The following is a 21,230-nucleotide window of genomic DNA, read 5'->3' as shown; positions in this document are numbered from 1 at the left end:
TTCAAAGCTTTCACAAAGGAAAACTCATGTCTGAGAACCTTGCTAAGACGATACAAGTCTTTCTGCCCTACACCTCGGTTATCCATCCAAAAACGAATAGCTTTGTTGCGAACGAATTGACAGGTTCTCATCGCCTCATCAATGGCTGCATATTGAGTTGTTTTCCCTTTAGCTTTAAACTCTAATACAATCATTTTATGTGGAAAACTCCTACGCAAATATGATAACACAATCAAAGCCGTCCAAGAAGGACGGGGCTTTAGACCCTGTTTCTTGGTAAAAAAATGGCAAAAAGGATGATGACAGATTTTAAAACTAATGACCAAGTGAAGGGAATCAGGAGCATATTAAAACTAGTGGAGATGACCTGCATGAGTAGAGCGCCTACAACCGTGCCAAGGACATTGGCACGACCGCCAGAGAAAGGCGTACCACCTACAACAACAGCTGCGATCGCATCAAATTCTGCATTCACCCCCACCTTACTAGGATCACCCATCCCCAACCTTGCTGTTTCGATAAGTCCAGCCAGCCCAGCCAGCAACGCACTAATTAAATAGACTATATATTTCACACGCTCCGCCCGGATACCCGCCAACCTTGCCGCCTCCTCATTTCCCCCAACGGCAACGATCTGATGCCCAAACAGCGTAGAATGGATACAGAAAAACGCCCCCACAATCACAACTCCTGCAATCACCACTTGAATGGGGATGGATAGGAGATAGCCTTTACCCAGCGCTTCAAATGTGGGATGGGTGAAAGGAACCAGCTTACCATCCCCCACAACCTGAGCAATTCCCCGCCACAAAATGAGAGCCGCCAAGGTGGTGATTAAGGCATCAAGTTTTAGACGCGAAATCAAAAAACCATTAAGAAAACCAACCAACAAAGCCGCACTCAAAGCAAACGAGACAGCAACAAATATTCCATATTTAATTAGCAATGCCACAATGACGGAAACCAACGCCATAGTAGAACCAACCGTAAGGTCAATACCACGGGAAGCAATGACAAAAGTCATCCCAATGGCAATTAACATAGTTGTGGATACTTGCAGCAACATATTTAAAGTGTTGCTAACTGTAGCGAAACGCGGAGTGAAGACAGCGTTAGCAATATAAAGAATTAGGAGTGCGGCGGGTGCGCCAAAATTTGGGTTCCACAGCGATCGCCAACCTAGCTTAAACTTCTTTCTCTTCATCTCTTACCTTCATGTGAGACTCCAAACTCTGTCAGGACTTACGCACCAAGGTTATCTGTTGAGACAGGGTGTAGGGGGGTAAGGGTGTAAGGGTGTAAGGGTTTTAAAGATTTACACCCCTATACCCCTCTGTTACAAAGTTCTGATTGCCGGAAACCGGCGCTCAGACTTTGCGCTATACCCCTACACCCTTGCCCAAACCCTTGATTTTTCGTTTTTATGCGTAAGTCTTATCTGTTTTGCAGAGTTTGGTAAGGAATAAGGGGGAATTTTAGGAGGGTAAACCCGGCAAAATTCCAGAAGGATTGGCTTTGGCTGAAGGAGGTTAGATATTGGGCGTTTTGTGAAATCAAAACCAGCCAATCTAAATGATGCGGGAGATTAAAGAAGAATTATCCACTTATAATCAACCCGATGTATAGTGTCGCAGGGAAGATTCATAGAAATATTAGACTTACGCAGAAAAATGAAAAATCAAGGGTGTAGGCAAGGGTATAAGGGTGTAGGGGGGCTCTTAAGGGCAGGTTTTTCATAAAGTAATAAGTGAGGACTATAAGATTCACGGCGTTGCTGAATTAGAATATGAAATCGCAAAATGACCGTCCTTTTTCTTTGTAACTTAGCGCCTTTGCGCCTTTGCGTGAGACAAATTCATATCTTGATTCAGCAACGCCAGATTCACGCTCATTATCAGACTTTCATCTACCCCTACACCCCTACACCCTTATACCCCTACACCCTAAAATCAGTGTTTTTAGGTCGAAGTGTAAAAAACCTGCCCTTGAAAGGTGTAGGGGGGTAGGGGTGTAAAAACTCTAAACCTATACCCCTACACCCTCATACCCTTACACCCTGTCTTCACAAATAACCTCGATGCGTAAGTCCTGTTTAATTATGTTTACCTACTTAATCTAAGGCGAATCACCAATTAAACCAAATCCACCACCACCGGGGGTTTCTATCACAAAAACATCCCCAGGTAACATTTCCACTGTTGCTGTACTATCTAAATATTCTTGTTCCCCATCTTGTCGCTCAACCCAGTTACGCCCAACTTTTCCCGCTTCCCCACCATTTAAACCAAAAGGCGGAATATGACGATGACCAGAAAGAATATTTGCTGTCATTGGTTCAAGAAACTTAATGCGGCGAATTACACCGTTACCACCTGAATATTTTCCTTTTCCACCACTATCAGGACGCAAACAAAAACTTTCTACCTGCACAGGATAACGAGTTTCTAAAACTTCTGGGTCAGTCAAGCGCGAATTAGTCATGTGAGTTTGCACTGCATCAGTACCATGAAAGTTTGCTCCTGCGCCAGAACCACCACAAATAGTTTCATAATATTGATAGCGCTCATTCCCGAAAGTAAAATTATTCATTGTGCCTTGAGAAGCAGCAATTACACCCAAAGCACCATATAAAGCATCAACAATAGTTTGCGATGTCTCTACATTACCTGCTACTACTGCGGCTGGGTAAGTGGGATTGAGCATACAGCCTTCAGGAATAATAATTTTTAAAGGTTTGAGACATCCGGCGTTGAGGGGAATATTATCATCAACTAGAGTACGGAAGACATATAAAACTGCGGCTTGAGTTACAGCTTTAGGAGCATTAAAGTTACTGTTTAGTTGGTCAGATGTGCCTGTAAAATCGATGATTGCACTACGATTTTCTCGATTAATCTTGACTTTAACTTGAATGACAGCACCGCTATCCATTTCATAAGTAAATGCGCCATCCTTCAGGACATCAATGGCTCGTCTCACTGACTCCTCGGCATTGTCTTGAACAAATTTCATGTATGCTTGTACTGTTTCCAGCCCGTATTGAGCAACCATTTTACGGAGTTCTTGCGCTCCTCGTTCATTAGCGGCAATTTGTGCATTAAAATCTGCAATATTTTGATGAGGATTACGAGCAGGGTAAAGATGATTTAATAGCAACTCTCTAACTGCTGTTTCCTGAAAAACTCCTTGGTCAACTAAGAGAAAATTATCAAAGATAATTCCTTCTTCTTCTACTGTAGCGCTATGGGGAGGCATAGAGCCGGGAGTAATACCACCTATATCAGCTTGATGTCCACGCGCAGCAACATAAAATAGGGGAGTGGAAGATAAAGTATTTTTATGATTGAGAAACACAGGAGTAATAGTTGTGACATCAGGAAGATGTGTTCCACCGTTATATGGATTATTAGATAAATATACGTTTCCTGGTTTTAGAGTATTACCTTTACTATTAATTAAACTACGCACACTTTCGCTCATTGAACCTAAATGTACAGGAATGTGGGGAGCATTCGCAACTAATAACCCAGAACCGTCAAAAATAGCACAGGAGAAATCTAAACGTTCTTTAATATTGACTGATGCAGCCGTGTTTTGCAGAACAATTCCCATTTGTTCGGCAATAAATTGATAAAGGTTTTTGAATATTTCTAAACGAACTGGGTCAGGTTGTGATGTATAGTACATTTTAGAGATTTACTTTATAAATTGTTGCTAATTACTTTCTCATTTTAATCAATGAGTAAGCAAACTCCAGTTTGTTGACTCATTTAGCTAAAATGCTTTCTCATTTAAGTGTTTTCCGCAAGCAAACCGCAGTTTGTTGACTCATTTAGCTAAAATGCTCTCTCATTTCAGTATTTTACGCAAGTAAACCGCAGTTTGTTGACTCATTTAGCTAAAATGCTTTCTCATTTAAGTGTTTTCCGCAAGCAAACCGCAGTTTGTTGACTCATTTAGCTAAAATGCTTTCTCATTTTAGTAATTCGCATATTTGTAACAATTATTGCTTATAGTACAATACAGTTCAGTTATAGCTAATAGGACTTACGCATAAAAACGAAAAATCAATGTTTTTGGCAAAGGTATAATAAGTCATAATCAAACTCACTGTAGGGTGCGTCAACTCCAATAATTTTGTACATATTTAAGGATTTTCCACATCTGACGCACCCTACCCCATGTGCTAGTTGCGTAAGTCCTGAATACATTCAGATAGTTCTAAAACTTTAAGTAGTTTTAATGACTAAAAATTTTTTGAGGCGTTTCTGGAATACATCATTTGCGTAGAGTAGTATTTAAGTTGGGAGATTGCACAAATTTATCTCCACCTCCAGAAACAAATCTTGAACCGAAAAAACCGGAAATGGACAACAATCAATTGTTGCTTAACTAGAAGCTAATACCTATTAGTTATACTGTGAACTGTCGCTTGGATACGTAACCTCAAACGCAGCTATTGTTACAAAATCAACAATTTTTTATCTAGGAGAGGTGCTTGATTCATGACCCAGAGACTAACTACAGAGCAATTAAAGCAGATTATCGCTGAAGTAGGAAACCTGCAAGCAAGTCAAGAAGCGGAAATTGAACCAGAACAAGTTAAGCAAATTTTACAGGAATTAGGTTTAGCACCGGATTTACTAGATGAAGCACTTGTGCAAGTGCAGCGTCGGGAAGCTTTGAAACAACAGCAAAAACGTAATCGGACAATTGCTGCGGGAGTTATTTTTGCGGCGGCGATCGCAATTATGGCTACTATCTTTACTATTAGGCAACATAATTCTGCTCTTGAGCTTGTCTCCACTCAAAGAAACCGTATCACTCTCACTCAAGATGATGGCAGTAACTTGAGAAATATCTCACGTCAGAACGGCTCAGAGGTATTTTACCGTGTGACGTTAAAAGATGCACCTGTGGGTAAAAAACTAGATTTAACTTGCAATTGGATTGATCCAAATGGGGAAATTGTCAAGCAAAACCGCTATCAAACCCGTGAAATTGACAAATCTATCTGGGATACTCACTGTCGTTATAATATCGGTTCTGCATCAACTCCGGGAAAGTGGAAGGTACAAATGTTTCTTCAGGGTCGCCAACTTAGCGAAACAGAATTTGAAGTGAGATAGTATGCTAAACATTGCGTCGGGTGAGAAGATAAATCAGTCCCAGCAATTTATCGGCTATTGGGGTTATGGTGAGCGACGTGAGTTAGAAGCGAGACTAAATATTATCAAAAGGCTGCATTCTGATTCTCTCCAATTATCAGATATTGAGCTAGTTGATAATAACTACCCTATCAAAAATGTTTTATATATTGGTTGTTTACAAAAATCAATTTATGCAAATCCAGTAGTTGGTATTTCTGCATCTGGAATATATACTTATTTACATCCTTGTGGTTCCTTGTTACCTGATGTTTGGGTAAAATTACAAGGAAGCGATCGCTTAATTATCGGACGAGAACCTTTTGGTAGAGTCCCCCTCTATTGGATGCAGCAAGCACAAGTAATTTGGTTTGCATCTTCTGTGCAACTGCTGTTGCAAGTTGGGGAAAATCCTCAAGTTAACATTCCCGCATTATACGGTTATTCTTGTTTTTCTTATGTTCCTCATCCCCTCACGCCAGTCAGTCAAATATTTGCAGTTCCGGCGGGAGAGGAGTTAGTCTGGCTAGGTCAGTTTGAGTCACAGAGGCTTTCAGTACCAATTTCTCAACGCTTATTACATTGGTGTGAAACAGATGTACAAATAAAAGATGAAGCAACGGCTGTTAAACAACTACAAACTCTCCTGCAAACAGCTATTGAACAGCAAACCTCTGACTTAACAGATGAACCTGTAGGCGTTTTTCTCTCTGGTGGTTTAGATTCTGCTGTTGTCGCCGCTTTACTTGTGCAAGCTGGGATAAAGGTAATTGGTTATACCTTGGATTTTGGCAATGCTGGTGTTTCCGAATCTCCCTATGCGGAAATTGTTGCCCAACATCTACAAATACCCTTGGTAAAAGTTGATGCCAACCCAACCAAAATTAAGAAAGCGTTAATAGCGACGGTACAGGCGCTAGATGTGCCTTATGGTGATGGTGTAACAGTTCCTTTGTATCTTTTAGGACAGAGAGCTAGCCAAGATACAAAAGTAATTTTTAACGGCGAAGGTGGTGATCAATTGTTTGCGGGTTGGACGAATAAACCTTTAATAGCAGCAGGAGTTTACCAGATTGAAAATTCATCTGGAGGGGGAGATTTTCTCCAACAATATCTGCGTACTTTTCATCGTCTTTGGAGTTATGAGGCGCAAATTTACCAACCAGATATTTATGAGCAGATACAAAAGATACATCCAGAAGATTGGATTGCGGAAGCACTTGACCCTAAGTATACTAAAAGTATCCTGCATCGGTTACGCCGTGCCAGTTTGATGCTGAAAGGGTCACAAAATATACATCCCCGTGCGACGGCTTTAGGCTTTGCTCATGGGTTGAATGTGCGATCGCCTTTCTGCGATTTATCATTGGCTCAATGGACGTTTCAGCTATCTGGAGAACTCTGTTTACAGGGAGCTTGTGAGAAATATATCCTCAAGCGCAGCGTCGAAAACTTACTACCTTCAGAAATTGTTTGGCGACAAAAGCGGGGGATGGGAGTCCCGCTAACCTCTTGGTGTTTAAACGAGTTTTGGCATGAAATTGGCAGATGGTTGAATCCTGGTAAACTACGTTTAGAAAACCGCTTTTATCCTCATCTTGCAGCACAAATTGCTGAGGGAAAGTTAAGCGGTACTATTCAAGGTCGTCGGGTAGGGGAAATTTTATGGTTGCTAATTATGTGGCAATTTTGGCTTGTGTATGTATTTGGTGAAGAGTCGGGGAAAGAATCTTTTGATCATCCATTTTGGCTACCGCAGAAATTATGGAGATTGCAAAAAAAATGGCAAGCTTAGAAATAAATTCTGGCTTAGGAGCTAGTGAGAAATTAAATTTATTATATAAAAATCTTCCTTTCTCCCAAGAACTTGCTCAAGAATTATTAAATACTTACGGTTCACCGCTTTACGTTTACCAAGCTGATATTTTAAATCAAACTATTACAAACATCACTCAGGCTTTTTTATATCCTCAAACTCAATTTTGCTTTGCTAGTGTGACTAATAGCAATATTTCCCTGCTGCAAATTTTTCGTGATGCTGATTGGGGACTACACGCTAATACCCCTGGAGATATTTATCTAGGATTACAAGCAGGTTTTTCACCAGCACAAATTGTCTATAGTGGTAGTAATTTAAGTCGGGAGGAGATGGAACAAGTTTTAAATTGGGGTGTGAAAACTCTCAATTTGGATAGTATTTCTCAGTTGCAATTGTGTTGCGAAATCTATAAAACATTTACTGAATCATGTTCTTTGCGTTTAGGCTTACGTCTTAATTTACCGGAAATTGTTGGTGATAGCCGAATTGGTGTAAGTCCAGAGGAATTTGCTGATGCGATCGCTGTGACTCGTCAAGCAGGATTAAAGCTTAGTGGACTGCATTTTTATCGAGGTACAGGTACTAACGCCACAGCAGCTTTTACTAATGTAATTGATCAGGTAATAGCCACAGCAAAACTTTTACCTGATTGGGAATATTTAGATTTTGGCGGTGGTTTTGGCTATCCATATCATCATGATGGTGCAGCTTTTAGTTGGGAAACTTTTGGTGCTGAATTAAGCGACAAAATCAGGTATTTAGGGAGAGATATTGAGTTAATTATTGAACCGGGACGTGCGGCGATCGCAGGCTGTGCGGTTTTACTTACCAAAGTGGTTTCTGTAAAATGGCAAGCAGATAAACAAATCATCGGACTTGATACCACCGTTGCTAATCTTTCTGTTCCCTCTGTACATGGTGGTTATCGGGAAATTAGGACTTGGAAGAAATTAGTCGATGGCAAAGTTTATGTCACAGATTTATGTGGAAATACTACATATTCACGCGATTTTTTAGGAAAAAATTGCCAATTACCAGCTTTAGAAATGGGTGACATTATCGCCATTTTAGATGTTGGTGCTTATGGCTATGCTATGTCTTCGCATTTTTTACATCGTCCTAAACCTGCGGAAGTTTTGATAGAGAATGATGTACATCGTTTAATTCGCCAACGAGAGGAATATAGTGTGTTATTGAATAATCAAATATTCAAATAAAACTATGTGGTTTAATGTTAAGCAAAGGATAAACTAGTATGAAATGTATTCAATGTGGTACTGATAACACCCTAAAAGATAGGACAGATAATAACGGTTGTTGTAAAAACTGTCATCATCGGTTTGTTTTTGAACCAACTTCTATGACAGGAGTCAGATTTACAGATCCTTTTTTCGCTAAGGCGATCGCAGATATTTCTGCTAATCACACGCTTTTTTTTACACCAAAACAACTTTTTTATCTTCTCGATAAGAGGTTGCGCTCCAAAAACAAATTTGCAGTGGGATACTTATTATTATTTTTGATTGTAATTAGCTTTTTTGTCTTTGGAGCTTTGGCTATAGCAGTAATTATTTTAGTATTTTTATTCAATGATATACATTTCATGAATCGTTCTTATAGCCAGCGTCAAAAATCAGCTAAATACTTAGGAATAGGTGGAATAATTACTTTAGTATTAGGAAGTAGCTTAAGTTTATATTTCACTTCCTATCATTCATTTGCAGGTAGTATAATTATAGGATGTCTAGCTATTTATTTAGGTACTCGTGAACTAGAACAATCTCATAATCAAAGCCAAAAGTTTCTAATTAATGATAGCCAGTTTCAAGGTTGGTTAACATCTTGGATAGGAGTTAACAAGCGAATTGACAAAATTTTACCTCTTCCGCAAGAACAAAGCACACCTATTACTATCAATCCTGATGTGACTGCTTATAGTTTTGATAGGTTAGTGGTTTGTGATCATGACGCAGTTGCTCAAATGTTAATTGCTAATAACTTTCATTTTGAAAATAACTGTGCGATTCTGAGTATTACTGGTTATCCCCAAAATATTTTTGATACTACTATGCAAATGCTACGTCGCAATCCTGATTTAAAAGTATATGCCTTTCATGATTGTAGCGCCAAGGGAATCAATTTACTTCATCACCTCCGCAATAGCCCGGAGTGGTTTAGAGATAGCGATATTATTATTATTGATGTCGGATTATTACCAAGCCAAATTTTAGCTGCAAGGCGCGGTATGTTCATTCAAGCTTCTCCAGAATTAGCAGAAGCGGCTAAACAGTTACCGCTAGAAGTTCGTTCTAGTTTATCAAAGGTTGAATTAGATTGGTTAGAAGCTGGTAATTTTGTGGAATTAGAATCATTTAGTCCGCAAAAATTAATTCAAATTCTCAATCGTGGCATAATTAATAGTCAAGCTTTAGATGCTGAGGACAGCAGCTTGATTCTAGTTGGTGATTCTGACAATTCTATGTATGCTGTTCAAAGTTTTGGTTAGGTTTTTTGCTGTTTCACTATTGTAAGTTGGGTTAAAACACTTACTTGCGATTTACTTGTAACCAAATTTCTAAACTTACAAGTAACCACAGCTTTACACCATAACGGCTCCAAATATCACCTTCATAGTTTAACCAATTGCGAATTGGTAATTGATTAAAATAAGGAGCGATCGCAGCATGGCGATTCAGCAATAAATCTTTAGCTTTTTGTTGCCAATATTTACGAAATCCTAACTGTACGGGAACCATCATTCCACTTTTAGGGCGATGAATAATAGCATCTGGTAAAATATCTGCCAGAGCTTGTTTCAAAACAGCTTTTTCTTCTACTCCCGAAAGCTTATATTCTGGAGGAATCTGCATACTAAACTCGACAACTCTTTGGTCAAATAAAGGAGAGCGACCTTGCAAATTGGCTGCTTGAGTCAAGTTACTGACTTTGGTAAGAATGTGGTCAGCACCTTTAAATTTAATATTCATCGCCATCAAACGATTGAGATAGTTAGCTTGAGAATATAAATCTTCTTCAAACACCCAAGGTGCTGTTTGTATTGCTGTAAAAATTTCTGGTTTTAAAAGTTGTGGTAAGTCAGCAGCGCATTTTTGAAAAGAGAATAAATAAGCTTGTAATGAATTTTGATTTGTGACAGAGCCATATAAACTATTAATCAGCATTGGCTGATTTTTAGGCCCACCAAAACAAGGGTCGCCACCTTCACCATTTAAAATTACTTGTACACTCTCTCTTGCTAATCTTCCCAGTAAAAGATTAGGAATAGTTAATGGATCACCAATGGGATCATCTAAATACGCCATTGTTTCGGTTAAACGTTCCCACATATCCGCAAAAGTAATTTCTAAAATGTGGTGCTGGGTTTGACAATGAGTTGCAACTAGGCTGGAAAATTCTAACTCGTTGGGACATTCAGCACCAAAATGAATTGAGAAAGTATGAACTGGGGAATGATGAAATTTTGCGGCTAAAGCAGTGATACCACTAGAGTCCAAACCACCGGAAAGAAAAACGCCAACGGGTTCATTTTGTGGTGGTAAATATTCTTGAATAACTTGGTCTAGGAGTTCTCGCAAACGCGCTCCATGCGATGCTAAAGGTTGATCTATTGCTGTAATTTGTTCTTGCAACTGCCAATAAGCTTGAACCCTTTCATCAGGAAATTGTAAAATAGTTCCGGGTCGTAGTTCGCGCACATTTTGCCACAGCGTTCTTTCTCCGGGAACAAACGCACAACAAAGATAATCACGTAAAGCTATCAAATCTAAATCAGAAGAATGATAAGGCGATAAAGTTCGCAGTTGTGGCGCAATCCAACGCACCGCACCAATGTTAGTATAGTAGAGAGTACGGCTACCGATGCGATCGCGCATCAAGTGCAATACCTGCTTTTCCCGATCCCAAATTACTAACGCAAACATTCCCACAAGTTGCTGAAGACATTCAAACCCCCATCTTTCCCAAAGATTAGCAACTAGTTGTAAATAATTTCCTTGAAAGCTATCTGGCTCAATTCCCAACTTTTGTACTAACTGCTGTTGGTTTGTTAACCAAATATCTCCTACAACAACATATTTCTTTCCAGCACTAATTGCCAATTTCTCTGTCAGAAATCCAGAGGCTGTGGATGGTAAAAACACAGCAAAATTTTCATCTCGCCAAGCTACATCTGCATAATTTGCCTCAACTCCTCCCCAAGCTACTCGCCAAGTCTGGTTAGTATTAATGAGTAAGTTTTTAGAGGATTTACGTCCTTTAAACACATCAAATAGCATGGTAAACTTTTAACGCATAATAATTAATTTTAAAGCATTTTCTAACCGCCCATTTCACGTTAATTTGACACCAATGACATCTGTACGCCCCTACCCACATATCTGTCCCATTCTTTTTTCAAATTGGTATTATTTGCGTAGTCAGTGAATAGGGAACAGTTCACAAAGGATAGATGTGTAGTGATACAGTTTCTTAATCAGGACTTACGCAACTGCTACAATGGTAGGGTGCGTCAGATGTGGAAAATCCTTGAATCTGTACGAAATGATTGGGGCTGACGCACCCTACAGTTAGTTTGAGTATGACACTTGCGTCAGTCCTATGAATATTTCGTTAATTAAAATAATTTTTGTAAAATTAAATGGTTGCGTTCAGTTAATCTTGCTTGCCAGTTAGGCTCAACTACAATTGTGCTAACTTTTTCCACGATAATAGCTGCACCATTTATTAAATCTCCCGGTTGTAAATCTTCCCGGCGATAAACTGGTGTATCATGCCATTTATCAGCAGTAAACATTTTAACTATTTCTACAGGTTGGGGAGATGATTCTACAGGACGAGTACGAGTAATCAAAGGCTCTTCTAGAGTATCCATTTTCTGAATTACTTCTACAAGAATAGATTCTACAATTAAACCTTTGTCTGGTTGAATAAAGCCATAACGAGATTTATGCTCATCTATAAACGATGTTTGCATTATCATTGCATCTGCATCAAAATCAATGCTTAAAGTTGAATTAGTGCCTTCATATTTTAAATTCACTTTTTGAATTAGTTCAACCTCAAGGCTACTTTCATTTTGATTGAGTTCGCTTCTCGCTTGAGTTTCTAAAGACTTGCTTAACTGCATTAATTGCGGAATTAAATCCTCATTTAAAGGCTGTTCTACTCCTCCAACTCTGGTGGCTCTTACATCAGCTAATCCCATTCCATAGGCAGAAAGAACACCAGCATAAGGATGTAGAAATATCTGTTTCATGCCTAAAGTATTGGCAATTAAACAAGCAACCTGTGCGCCAGCGCCACCAAAGCAAGTAAGCACATATTTAGTCACATCATAACCACGTTGTAAACTAATTTTTTTAATTGCGTTTGCCATATTTTCTACGGCGATATCAATAAAACCTGCGGCTACTTGTTCAGGGTTTCTATTATTTCCAGTAACAGTAGTAATTTCTTGAGCTAATTGATTAAACTTTTCTAAAACAATATTTTTATCTAACGGTAAATTGCCATCACTGCCAAAAACACTAGGAAAATATTGGGGATGAATCTTACCTAACATCACATTAGCATCTGTGACTGTTAAAGGGCCACCCCGCCGATAACAAGCCGGGCCAGGATTTGAACCAGCCGATTTTGGCCCCACACGATAGCTAGATTTATCAAAGGTTAAAATTGAACCGCCACCAGCCGCAATTGTATTAATTGATAATACGGGAACTCGCATCCGCGCCCCAGCAATTTCGGAGTCTAATTGACGTTCATACTCTCCTTGAAAATGGGCAACATCTGTACTTGTTCCTCCCATATCAAAGGTAATTACTAATTCAAAACCTGCTCTTTTGCTTGTTTGCACTGCACCAACAATACCACCAGCAGGGCCGCTTAATATACTATCTTTTCCCTGAAATTTTGTAGCATCGGTTAAGCCGCCATCAGACTTCATAAACATTAGTCTAATGTTAGGTAATTGACTAGTTACTTGGTTGACATAGCGGCGTAAAATTGGCGTTAAATAAGCATCGACAACAGTTGTATCACCACGGCTAACTAATTTCATTAAGGGGCTAACTTGATGAGATATGGAAATTTGGCTAAAGCCGATTTCTTGGGCAATTTGGGCTACTTGTTGCTCATGTTTGGGGTAGCGATCGCTGTGCATAAACACAATTGCACAACTACGTACTCCTGTCTGATAAACTGCTTGTAAATCTTGTTTTACTTGGGCAATATTCACAGGTATTAATTCATTACCATGAGCATCATAGCGTTCTTCTACTTCAATTACCTGTTCATAAAGCATTGTTGGTAAAATAATGTGCCGGGCAAAGATATCTGGACGGTTTTGATAACCAATTCGTAAGGCATCTTTAAATCCTTTCGTAATTACCAGAACTACTCTATCGCCTTGCCTTTCTAACAGTGCATTGGTAGCAACTGTTGTTCCCATTTTGACTACTTCTATTGCTGTATGGGGAATGGTTTCATTATTAGACAAACCTAGAATATCTCTAATGCCTTGAATAACAGCATCTTGATATTGTTCTGGATTCTCTGACAGTAATTTGTAAACAATAATCCATTCTTGGTTAGCAATAGGAACAATGAGAAAACGTTCTGTCTGTCTTGAGAGTCTGTCTATAATTGTTTGATTATTTGTGACAGCAACAATATCTGTGAATGTACCACCACGGTCAGCAAATACTTTTAACATTTATCGATTTCCTCAATGCTATGGAATTATAGCAGGGGACAGGTAACAGGGGACAGGTGATAGAGATAAAAGTCTTTTGGTGTCTAAAGTTTCTTAACTCCTATTGTCCTAACTGTCTTGGCTATGGCTATAATTAACTACAGAAATAAAAGAGGTACAATTGGCGAAACTCAATTTTTTTATCGGCGGTTAATTGATCATTAAATAGCCATTGCGTGCAGAATTGTTTTGATGTTATTCTGTTCGCCAGTCAGCTCGGCAATTGACTGTCCATCACGCAGGACAACTACACGTTGGGAACCTTCAACTAACTCTTCTAGTTCTGAGGAAATCATGAGAACTCCCAGCCCTTGGTTTGCTAATTCGGCAATTAGGCTCTGAATCTCTCGCTTTGCACCTACGTCGATACCGCGAGTTGGTTCATCTAGAAGGAGAAGTTTTGTATTCTTACACAGCCACCTTGCCAGAAGCACCTTCTGTTGATTACCACCCGATAGCTCATGTATTTTCTGCTCGGCGCTGGCTGCTTTAATATTCAGACGCTGCATAAAACGGTTGACAAGCTCAATTTGGCGTTTTTTGGAAACGATACCCCATTGCGTTAGTTGCGGTAGGGCGGCGAGGGTGAGGTTTTCCCGTACCGAAAGCTCAGGAATGATACCGTCCGCCTTGCGATCCTCGGAAAGAAAAGCTATACCAACGGCGATCGCATCATGAGGATCGCGCAGGGACAAAAGCCTACCTTCAAGTTTTACTGTTCCATCTTCCAGTGGTTCAGCCCCGAACAGAACACGCGCCGTCTCACTACGCCCAGAACCAAGCAAACCCGCCAACCCGACGATTTCCCCATGCCGCATTTCCAGGGAAACACCGTTGAGGCGATTTTTATATCTGAGCGCTTCCGCCTGGAGTAGCATTGGCTGATCTGTTGAGTTTTGCAATCCTGTAAATGCTGTCACCCCTTGACTCACCTCTTCGGGCTGGCGACCAAGCATTTGACAAACGAGTTCTAGACGACTGAGCGAAGAGAGCGATCGCGTGATAATATTACGTCCATCACGCAGTACCGTCACGCGATCGCAAACTGCGTACAATTCTTCAAAACGATGGCTGACATAAACAATGGCTGTTCCCTGCGACTTCAACCGCCGCATGACATCAAACAGCACAGATACTTCCGTTTCCGTCAGCGAACTTGTAGGTTCATCAAGAATCAGTATACGCGCACCAAAAGATATAGCACGAGCGATCGCCACCATTTGCCGATGGGCTATATTCAGAGAATCAACAGGCGATCGCGGGTTGATATGTAGCCCCAGACGCTCTAAAATTTCCTCAGCCCTGGTATTCATCGCCCTTCTATCAATCAAGCCAAAACGATGCGGTTCCCTACCCAAAAAAATATTCTCAGCAACTGTTCGCCTACCCACTAGCTGAATCTCTTGGTAAACAGCCACAATACCAGCCGCCTGTGCTTCCGTCGGGTTCTGAAAGGCAACACTTTTCTGCTCATACTCAATTACACCTGAATCTCGTCGATAAGCCCCCGTCATAATCTTGATCAGCGTCGATTTGCCAGCCCCATTCTCTCCCACCAACGCATGAATCTCGCCAGCCTCCAGTGCAAAATCCACCCCCCACAACGCTGGGACACCAGAAAAGCTCTTTTTTATCCCCGTCATACACAGGACATTTCGATTAGCTTGATTCATTTGCTTTACCTATAGCGGTTTTCAAGTTAGTGAGGTACAGAAAAAATGATTGAACGCAGATAAACGCAGATGGACGCAGATGAATCTGTATTCTATCCGATTGCAATCCGCTATAAGTGAGTGATAACTGCTGAGTCATGAGTGCTAAGTCATAAGTTGGAAGTGGACAATGGACAGTGAACTCAACCTGCCAACTGTCAACTGTCAACTGTCAACTGTCAACTGATAAACTTAATAAGCTTCATCAACAAAATTCTTAGCGTTTGTCACATCAAAAAGTCTATCCTTGAGAATAATTCTGGGAGGGATTTTCTCGCCAGCAAAATACTTCTCCATTGTGGCAAAAACAAGAGGGCCAAAACGCGGATTTGACTCCACACTTACACCAAGTTCACCTCTAATAATCGCCTCAAGAGCAGTTTTCTGACCGTCAATGGAACCGACTATTACCTCCTTACCGGGCTGCATACCCGCAGATTTGAGAGCTTGAATAGCCCCTAATGCCATTTCGTCATTGTGAGCATATACGGCGCTAATCTCAGCCCCCTTCGACTGAATAATATTTTCCATCACACGCTGCGCCGCCGCCCGCGAAAAATCCGCCGTTTGGCTGGCAATAATCTTCATGTTGGGATAACCCTGGATGGCATCACCAAACCCCTTAGCCCTGTCAATTGCCACCGATGATCCGGCTGTGCCTGTGAGTTCCACAATAGCCGCTTTTTCGCCTGTCGCCTGAGCTAACCATTCCCCAACACGGCGACCTTGGGCGATAAAATCCGAGCCTAAAAAGCTGACAAAATGTTCCCCTGGCGTTCCCGCCGCTTCACGGTCGATGAGGAAAACTGGTATTTTTGCCACTCTCGCTGCTTCTAGGGCGGGTGTGAGTCCTTCATACTCCCGTGGTGCGAGAAATATGGCATCAACTTGTCTAGCAATCAAATCTTCAATGTCAGAGAATTGCTTTGATGTTTGCCCTTGAGCATCCGTCATTAAAAAATCATAAGTTTCCTGACGTTTAGCTGCTTCTTCCTTGATACTGTTTGTTTCGGCAATGCGCCAAGGGCCGATGTTTTCCGTCTGCGAAAAGCCGACAATCTTTTTCGTTTTCTGGCGTACACAGCTAGAGACAGAGAACGCCGCAGCACCTATCACAAAGTGTGTGCTAAATATCAAAAACTTTCGCCTATGAGTCAGGAGTCCTGAGCATCCAAAACAGGTTTGTTTTTTCATAACCATATTTTGTTTGAAGGCTACATTGAGCTTATCTTGAATTGACACTGCTCAGTAAATATTAAGTAGGGTGTGTTATGGCTTTAGCTTAACGCACTGCTACATAACACACCCTACAGTAATTGTATTTTTACAATATATATAACTGCTCAATTAGTTAACTTAAGTTAGTCATTAATTCATCTAACCTAAGTTAAATTTAGCGAGAAAGTAGTACATCTTCTGTTACTAAACTTGATCTGCGGAAATAGGAAGCAGAATTGAGTCCCATAGCATGACAATGTTCAGCGCACTTACGACAAATAGCAGCACAGCGCATCATTGTAGGATCGTCGCTCATTTGTTCACAAGCCATTGCGGTGCGATCGCAAATTTGGGCGCACAAACTACAGGTATTACCCATAAACTCAGAGCCGTCATTAATCATGTTGACGCACATCATGCACATTTCCGCACAATCCCGCATCATCGACATCATTGTCATATCCAAGTATTGACCGCCTTGGTTCTTGCAGTATTGCAGAGTTTCAATACAAGTTGTCTGGCTTTCAACACAAATTTCTTTACAAGCTTCCATTTGAGCGAGTATGGATTCAGTAGTCATCATAATCAGCCGTCTCCCTTTCTTTTGCAGTTCACGCTTGTTAATCTGTCTCACTTAATTAGCAAGGTAAAACTTTATTTTGGAGAAATCAATAGTTTCTAGAGTTTGAGCAATTTCAAGGCCGCTATATCTATCTACTTGATGTAAATTAAGTAGCTATTAATAATGCCATAAGTAGCTAATTGGCTGAAGTCTTTGTCAATTCAGGGATTAAAGGCTTTTGTTGGGGATCAATAATTGGTTTATGAGAGTTGGCTATTTTTTGATACCTAAAATTGAGTGATGGGTTTCTCAATTTATCCACCTCTCAACTAGAAAAACCATTGAGGCATAATACCATCTTTATTCACTTACACACTTAACTGTCAAAGCCTTGTATGGCAAGCATTTCAGCTAATTATACGGTAAGTAAATTGATGATTTGAAAAAAAGTCATGAGTATATTTTCTTAGTATCTAGCTAATATCAATATTTCCTGACTTTGTGATGATTTATTGCACTCTTCAATTAGCACAACTCAGTGGTGCAACGATAACTGTAGGATTGGCAATTGCTTTAACTGGTGCGATCGCTTCCAGATAAATCGACGGAAAAACTTAAGCCAGGGCGAATGTAATGCCCGGCTACACAAACAAAGTCTCTCTACGGAAGTAATTAGCCGGACTTGATATGAATATGAAATGTCCTGTAGGGAACTGGCGTTCGCCGTAGCATTGCAAAGCAAAGAGTAACCGGAGGGGTTTTGCTTGTGTAGACGCGGTTTCTAACCGCCCATTTGTCTCACGTTTATTTATGCCAAAGCTGACACACCCAAAGGCCCACGAGTTACACCTAGCTGATTTTGCAGCTTTAACTCCCGCCACAGTTGAGAACCTGTGATTTCACCTTTGAGTAACTGACGATAACGCTGTATAGTTTTGTTCACTTGCTCAGGTGTCTCATTCACAAATTCGATGCGGAAGTGACGTAAACCTAAGTCTATTAGACGCTGTACGTATTCGGCTCCAGTTTGAGCAGTGCCATTAAATACAGTATTGCGACAACCTGCATCAGCTTGGAGGACGTGTTCACTACCAACGCGATCGCGCAATTTCACTTCATGCTTTTCGCATGGTCTGCCACAGTTAGTATAGTCTGTACCTTCCGAAAGAAACGCACAAAATACACAATGCTCCATGTGGAACATGGGGATATGTTGATGAATTGTCACCTCAAACCACTGGGCGGGGGAACTGGTAAGTAAATCTTGTAATTGATTGATGTTTAAGTCGTAAGATGCTGTCAGCCTTTGCAAACCAAATTTTTGTTTAAAGTAGTCTGCGGTTAAGGGGTTAGCGACATTCAAGGAAAAATCCCCAATGCAACGGTCGGCGGCGAAGAACTCTAATTGGTCATAGTTGCGGATGAGATAACCATCTGCGTTAGCAGCGCGGACTTGTTGCAGAATCCAATTTTCCCCAGGTTTGGTAATTCGGGGAGGGGCGAGGAAGATTTGGGGACTGGGGACTGGGGACTGGGGACTGGTTTGTTGTGCTTGGTGTACTAGGGTTACGGCTTGTTTGTAGGCGCGGGGGTCTTCAAATTCGCAGTATAGGGTTTCGACTCCGGTTTGCAGGGCGGCTTGGAGTTGTTTGAGGTTGCGGACTAGGACGATGAGGGACGGGGATAGGGGGGATGGGGGAGATGAGGGGGGGAGTAGGTCTTGGTAGGAGTTACTATGTAGTTGCCAACGTTTGGGTTGACTGCGTAATTCTTCTAGTTGAGTAACTACCTCTCGGCGCATCCGGTTTAACTCGCTGACGGGAACCATCAGATTACCCTTGAGGTGGTTGGTGAGGGTTCCTAAGCGGAAGGGGGTGTTACCTAGACGACCGAATTGTTCTTGTAGGCGGGCTGTGTCTAGGGGTTTGGTGTGGGCTTCAACTAGGGGAATTGCTGATTCTACTTGTGTAATGTTACCAAGTTCATCGCGGGCGATCGCCATCAATGGTTGCCCAACTTCACCATAAATTTCCCAGTTTATAGGACGTTGGAATTGAGGATTATCCCCCGCAAAGCTTTGTCGCAGTTGCTTATCAAGTTCTGGGTCGCTGGTTTTCCAAAGTTTATCGCCTACATGAACCCGGCGGAAGTTCAAGTTACCCCGACCAAAGGTCAATACAGCTTCCTTACCCTTCTGTGTCACACCATATACCCGACCGCCTTCTTCCTTCGCCTCTGGATGACCGCAATCGAACACCACACCATCCCCAGGCTTGACAGGCGCTTCGAGTTTAACTATCACCTCTTCGTTACGAATGCGGCTGACTTCCCCCAGGTAAACCCCGCGCTTCTTGCCAAATCTGGCGTGTACTAGTTCTTGATTGTTAATTCCTTGAAACCAACCTGTGTAAAGTCCACGAGAAAATGCCATTTCTAAGTCGTAGCGTTCTTGGCGTGATACCTGCGCCTTGTCCAATTCCTCCATTACCCGGTCTAATGCTTGGCGATATACGCGGGTAACATTGGCGACATATTCTGGTGCTTTTAACCGTCCTTCAATCTTGAGACTAGTTACCCCTGCTTTGACCAACTCAGGTAATATTTCTAACCCTGCCAAATCTTGAGGACTGAGTAAGTATTTGCGATCGCCTAAATCTATCATCTCCCCATCAGCGATTAATTCATAAGGCATTCGGCAAGCTTGGGCGCACTCGCCACGATTAGCAGAACGTCCTCCCAACGCTTCACTAGTCAAGCACTGACCAGAATAAGCTACACACAAAGCACCATGAACAAAAACTTCTAGTGGTAGGGACGCAACCCTTTGGGAAATCTGCTGTTGAATCTTGTTAATTTCCCCAAGAGAACATTCACGCGCCAGCACCACCAATTCACAACCGAGAGACTTAGCAAATTCCACACCAGCCGCGCTAGTGATAGTCATTTGCGTTGAGGCGTGAATGGGAAAATCCGGTGATAGGTGACGGATCAGCCGACAAATCCCCACATCCTGCACAATCACAGCATCCACCCCAGCAGCAATAATTGTGCGGAGATACTGCTGCGCCTCGGCTAATTCTTGGGGAAAAATTAATGTGTTGACGGTGACATAACCCTTCACACCCCGCAGGTGCAGGAATGACATCAATGCGGGTAAATCAGCCTCTGTAAAATTTTGCGCCCGCATTCTGGCGTTAAACCTATCCAAACCGAAGTAAATCGCATCAGCCCCATTTTCTACAGCAGCTTTAGCGCATTCCCAGTTTCCGGCGGGTGCGAGAATTTCAGGACGTTGAAAGGAGGGTTGGGGATTTTGTAAGTCAGCGTTCATCAAATTTAGGGACTGGGGGTTGGGGATTGGGGATTGGGGAAAGGCGCTTAAGCAGCTTGTAATTAGGGTTTTATGATTAGTCTATCTTAATGGAGCAAGAGGACTCCCGTTACAGTCGCTAGACTTAACGGGATGATGAATTGCGACCAACATAAAAATTGGCAAGCACGAATCATTGTTTTGGTTGTTCTTGGTTCTCAACGTAATTTTTTAATTGTTCAACTGTGACACCTCCACAACTAGCCACAAAATACGCACCAGTCCAAAAGTAAGGCTTGTTGTAAAAGTATTTTTTAGCTAACCAGGGGTACTCTTTGCGAATTAATCTACTACTCACTGTTTTGATATTTCCAATCGAAGCAGTAAGACTAGTTTGACTTACGCAACTGGCACTTGGGGTAGGGTGCGTCAGATGAGAAAAATCCTTAAATGTGTACGAAATTATTGGGGCTGACGCACCCTACAGTTAGTTTGATGATGACGCTTGCGTTCCTATAATTGAACGCAGATGTACGCAGATAAACGCGGATATGACAGGTAATGTCTTAACCATCCCAATATCAAAAGCGCCCTCCCTTATGGGAGAGCGCTTTTAATTCACAGTGAAACTATTGCTTTGTCTGCGATAATTAACCGTTGATAGCAGGAGCGCTGATAGCAACAGGAGCA

Annotated in this window: 13 protein-coding genes and 1 pseudogene; 4 read left to right on the top strand and 10 right to left on the bottom strand. The window is 41.4% G+C overall.

The window, feature by feature from the left end:
* The 3 genes and pseudogenes from H6G83_RS32595 to H6G83_RS32585 all read right to left on the bottom strand — a co-directional run.
* Positions 1 to 194, bottom strand: a pseudogene (locus H6G83_RS32595) (hypothetical protein); the annotation flags it as partial.
* A 65-nt stretch (positions 195 to 259) separates the two neighbouring features.
* Entirely contained in the window at positions 260 to 1,204 is a 945-nt protein-coding gene (locus tag H6G83_RS32590; protein ID WP_190479946.1) for an ABC transporter permease, read from the bottom strand.
* A gap of 911 nt (positions 1,205 to 2,115) precedes the next feature.
* On the bottom strand, positions 2,116 to 3,687 hold the full coding sequence (locus H6G83_RS32585; protein WP_190479944.1) for a hydantoinase B/oxoprolinase family protein: 1,572 nt from the start codon (positions 3,685 to 3,687) through the stop codon (positions 2,116 to 2,118).
* An 818-nt stretch (positions 3,688 to 4,505) separates the two neighbouring features.
* On the opposite strand from H6G83_RS32585, the gene H6G83_RS32580 reads away from it, so the two are divergent.
* From H6G83_RS32580 to H6G83_RS32565, 4 genes are read left to right on the top strand one after another with little or no spacing between them, the layout of a single operon-like run.
* Positions 4,506 to 5,129, top strand: coding sequence for a DUF3859 domain-containing protein (locus H6G83_RS32580; RefSeq protein ID WP_190479942.1), 624 nt, complete (start codon positions 4,506 to 4,508; stop codon positions 5,127 to 5,129).
* Position 5,130: 1 nt separating this feature from the next.
* Entirely contained in the window at positions 5,131 to 6,942 is a 1,812-nt protein-coding gene (locus H6G83_RS32575; protein WP_190479941.1) for an asparagine synthetase B family protein, read from the top strand.
* Positions 6,930 to 8,183 carry a diaminopimelate decarboxylase family protein gene (locus H6G83_RS32570; protein ID WP_190479939.1) on the top strand — a complete coding sequence of 418 codons (1,254 nt, stop codon included), beginning with the start codon at positions 6,930 to 6,932 and terminating at the stop codon, positions 8,181 to 8,183. The genes H6G83_RS32575 and H6G83_RS32570 overlap by 13 nt, the downstream gene beginning before the upstream one ends.
* 38 nt (positions 8,184 to 8,221) lie before the next feature.
* Positions 8,222 to 9,472: a toprim domain-containing protein gene (locus H6G83_RS32565; RefSeq protein WP_190479937.1), complete on the top strand. Its 1,251-nt coding sequence runs from the start codon at positions 8,222 to 8,224 to the stop codon at positions 9,470 to 9,472.
* Positions 9,473 to 9,512: 40 nt separating this feature from the next.
* On the opposite strand, the gene H6G83_RS32560 is transcribed toward H6G83_RS32565, so the two are convergent.
* From H6G83_RS32560 to H6G83_RS32530, 7 genes are all read right to left on the bottom strand, one after another.
* Entirely contained in the window at positions 9,513 to 11,261 is a 1,749-nt protein-coding gene (locus H6G83_RS32560) for an asparagine synthetase B family protein (RefSeq protein WP_190479935.1), read from the bottom strand.
* A gap of 338 nt (positions 11,262 to 11,599) precedes the next feature.
* Positions 11,600 to 13,699: a hydantoinase/oxoprolinase family protein gene (locus H6G83_RS32555; RefSeq protein WP_190479932.1), complete on the bottom strand. Its 2,100-nt coding sequence runs from the start codon at positions 13,697 to 13,699 to the stop codon at positions 11,600 to 11,602.
* 200 nt (positions 13,700 to 13,899) lie between these two features.
* Complete coding sequence (locus H6G83_RS32550; protein WP_190479931.1) at positions 13,900 to 15,411, bottom strand: sugar ABC transporter ATP-binding protein; 1,512 nt, start codon at positions 15,409 to 15,411, stop codon at positions 13,900 to 13,902.
* 231 nt (positions 15,412 to 15,642) lie between these two features.
* Positions 15,643 to 16,587 carry an ABC transporter substrate-binding protein gene (locus H6G83_RS32545; protein ID WP_242044982.1) on the bottom strand — a complete coding sequence of 315 codons (945 nt, stop codon included), beginning with the start codon at positions 16,585 to 16,587 and terminating at the stop codon, positions 15,643 to 15,645.
* A gap of 256 nt (positions 16,588 to 16,843) precedes the next feature.
* A complete protein-coding gene (locus H6G83_RS32540; protein WP_190479948.1) occupies positions 16,844 to 17,257 on the bottom strand; it encodes a four-helix bundle copper-binding protein in 414 nt (137 codons plus the stop codon).
* Between the two features lie 781 nt (positions 17,258 to 18,038).
* Entirely contained in the window at positions 18,039 to 20,561 is a 2,523-nt protein-coding gene (locus H6G83_RS32535) for a U32 family peptidase (RefSeq protein WP_190479927.1), read from the bottom strand.
* A 172-nt stretch (positions 20,562 to 20,733) separates the two neighbouring features.
* Positions 20,734 to 20,973: a transposase gene (locus H6G83_RS32530; RefSeq protein ID WP_199328673.1), complete on the bottom strand. Its 240-nt coding sequence runs from the start codon at positions 20,971 to 20,973 to the stop codon at positions 20,734 to 20,736.
* Positions 20,974 to 21,230 lie beyond the last annotated feature (257 nt).

The sequence above is a fragment of the Anabaena azotica FACHB-119 genome, assembly GCF_014697625.1.
Taxonomy (GTDB): domain Bacteria; phylum Cyanobacteriota; class Cyanobacteriia; order Cyanobacteriales; family Nostocaceae; genus Trichormus; species Trichormus azoticus_A.
The sequence above is the reverse complement of the archived record's forward strand: the minus strand, read 5'-3'. Positions and strand labels throughout refer to the sequence as shown.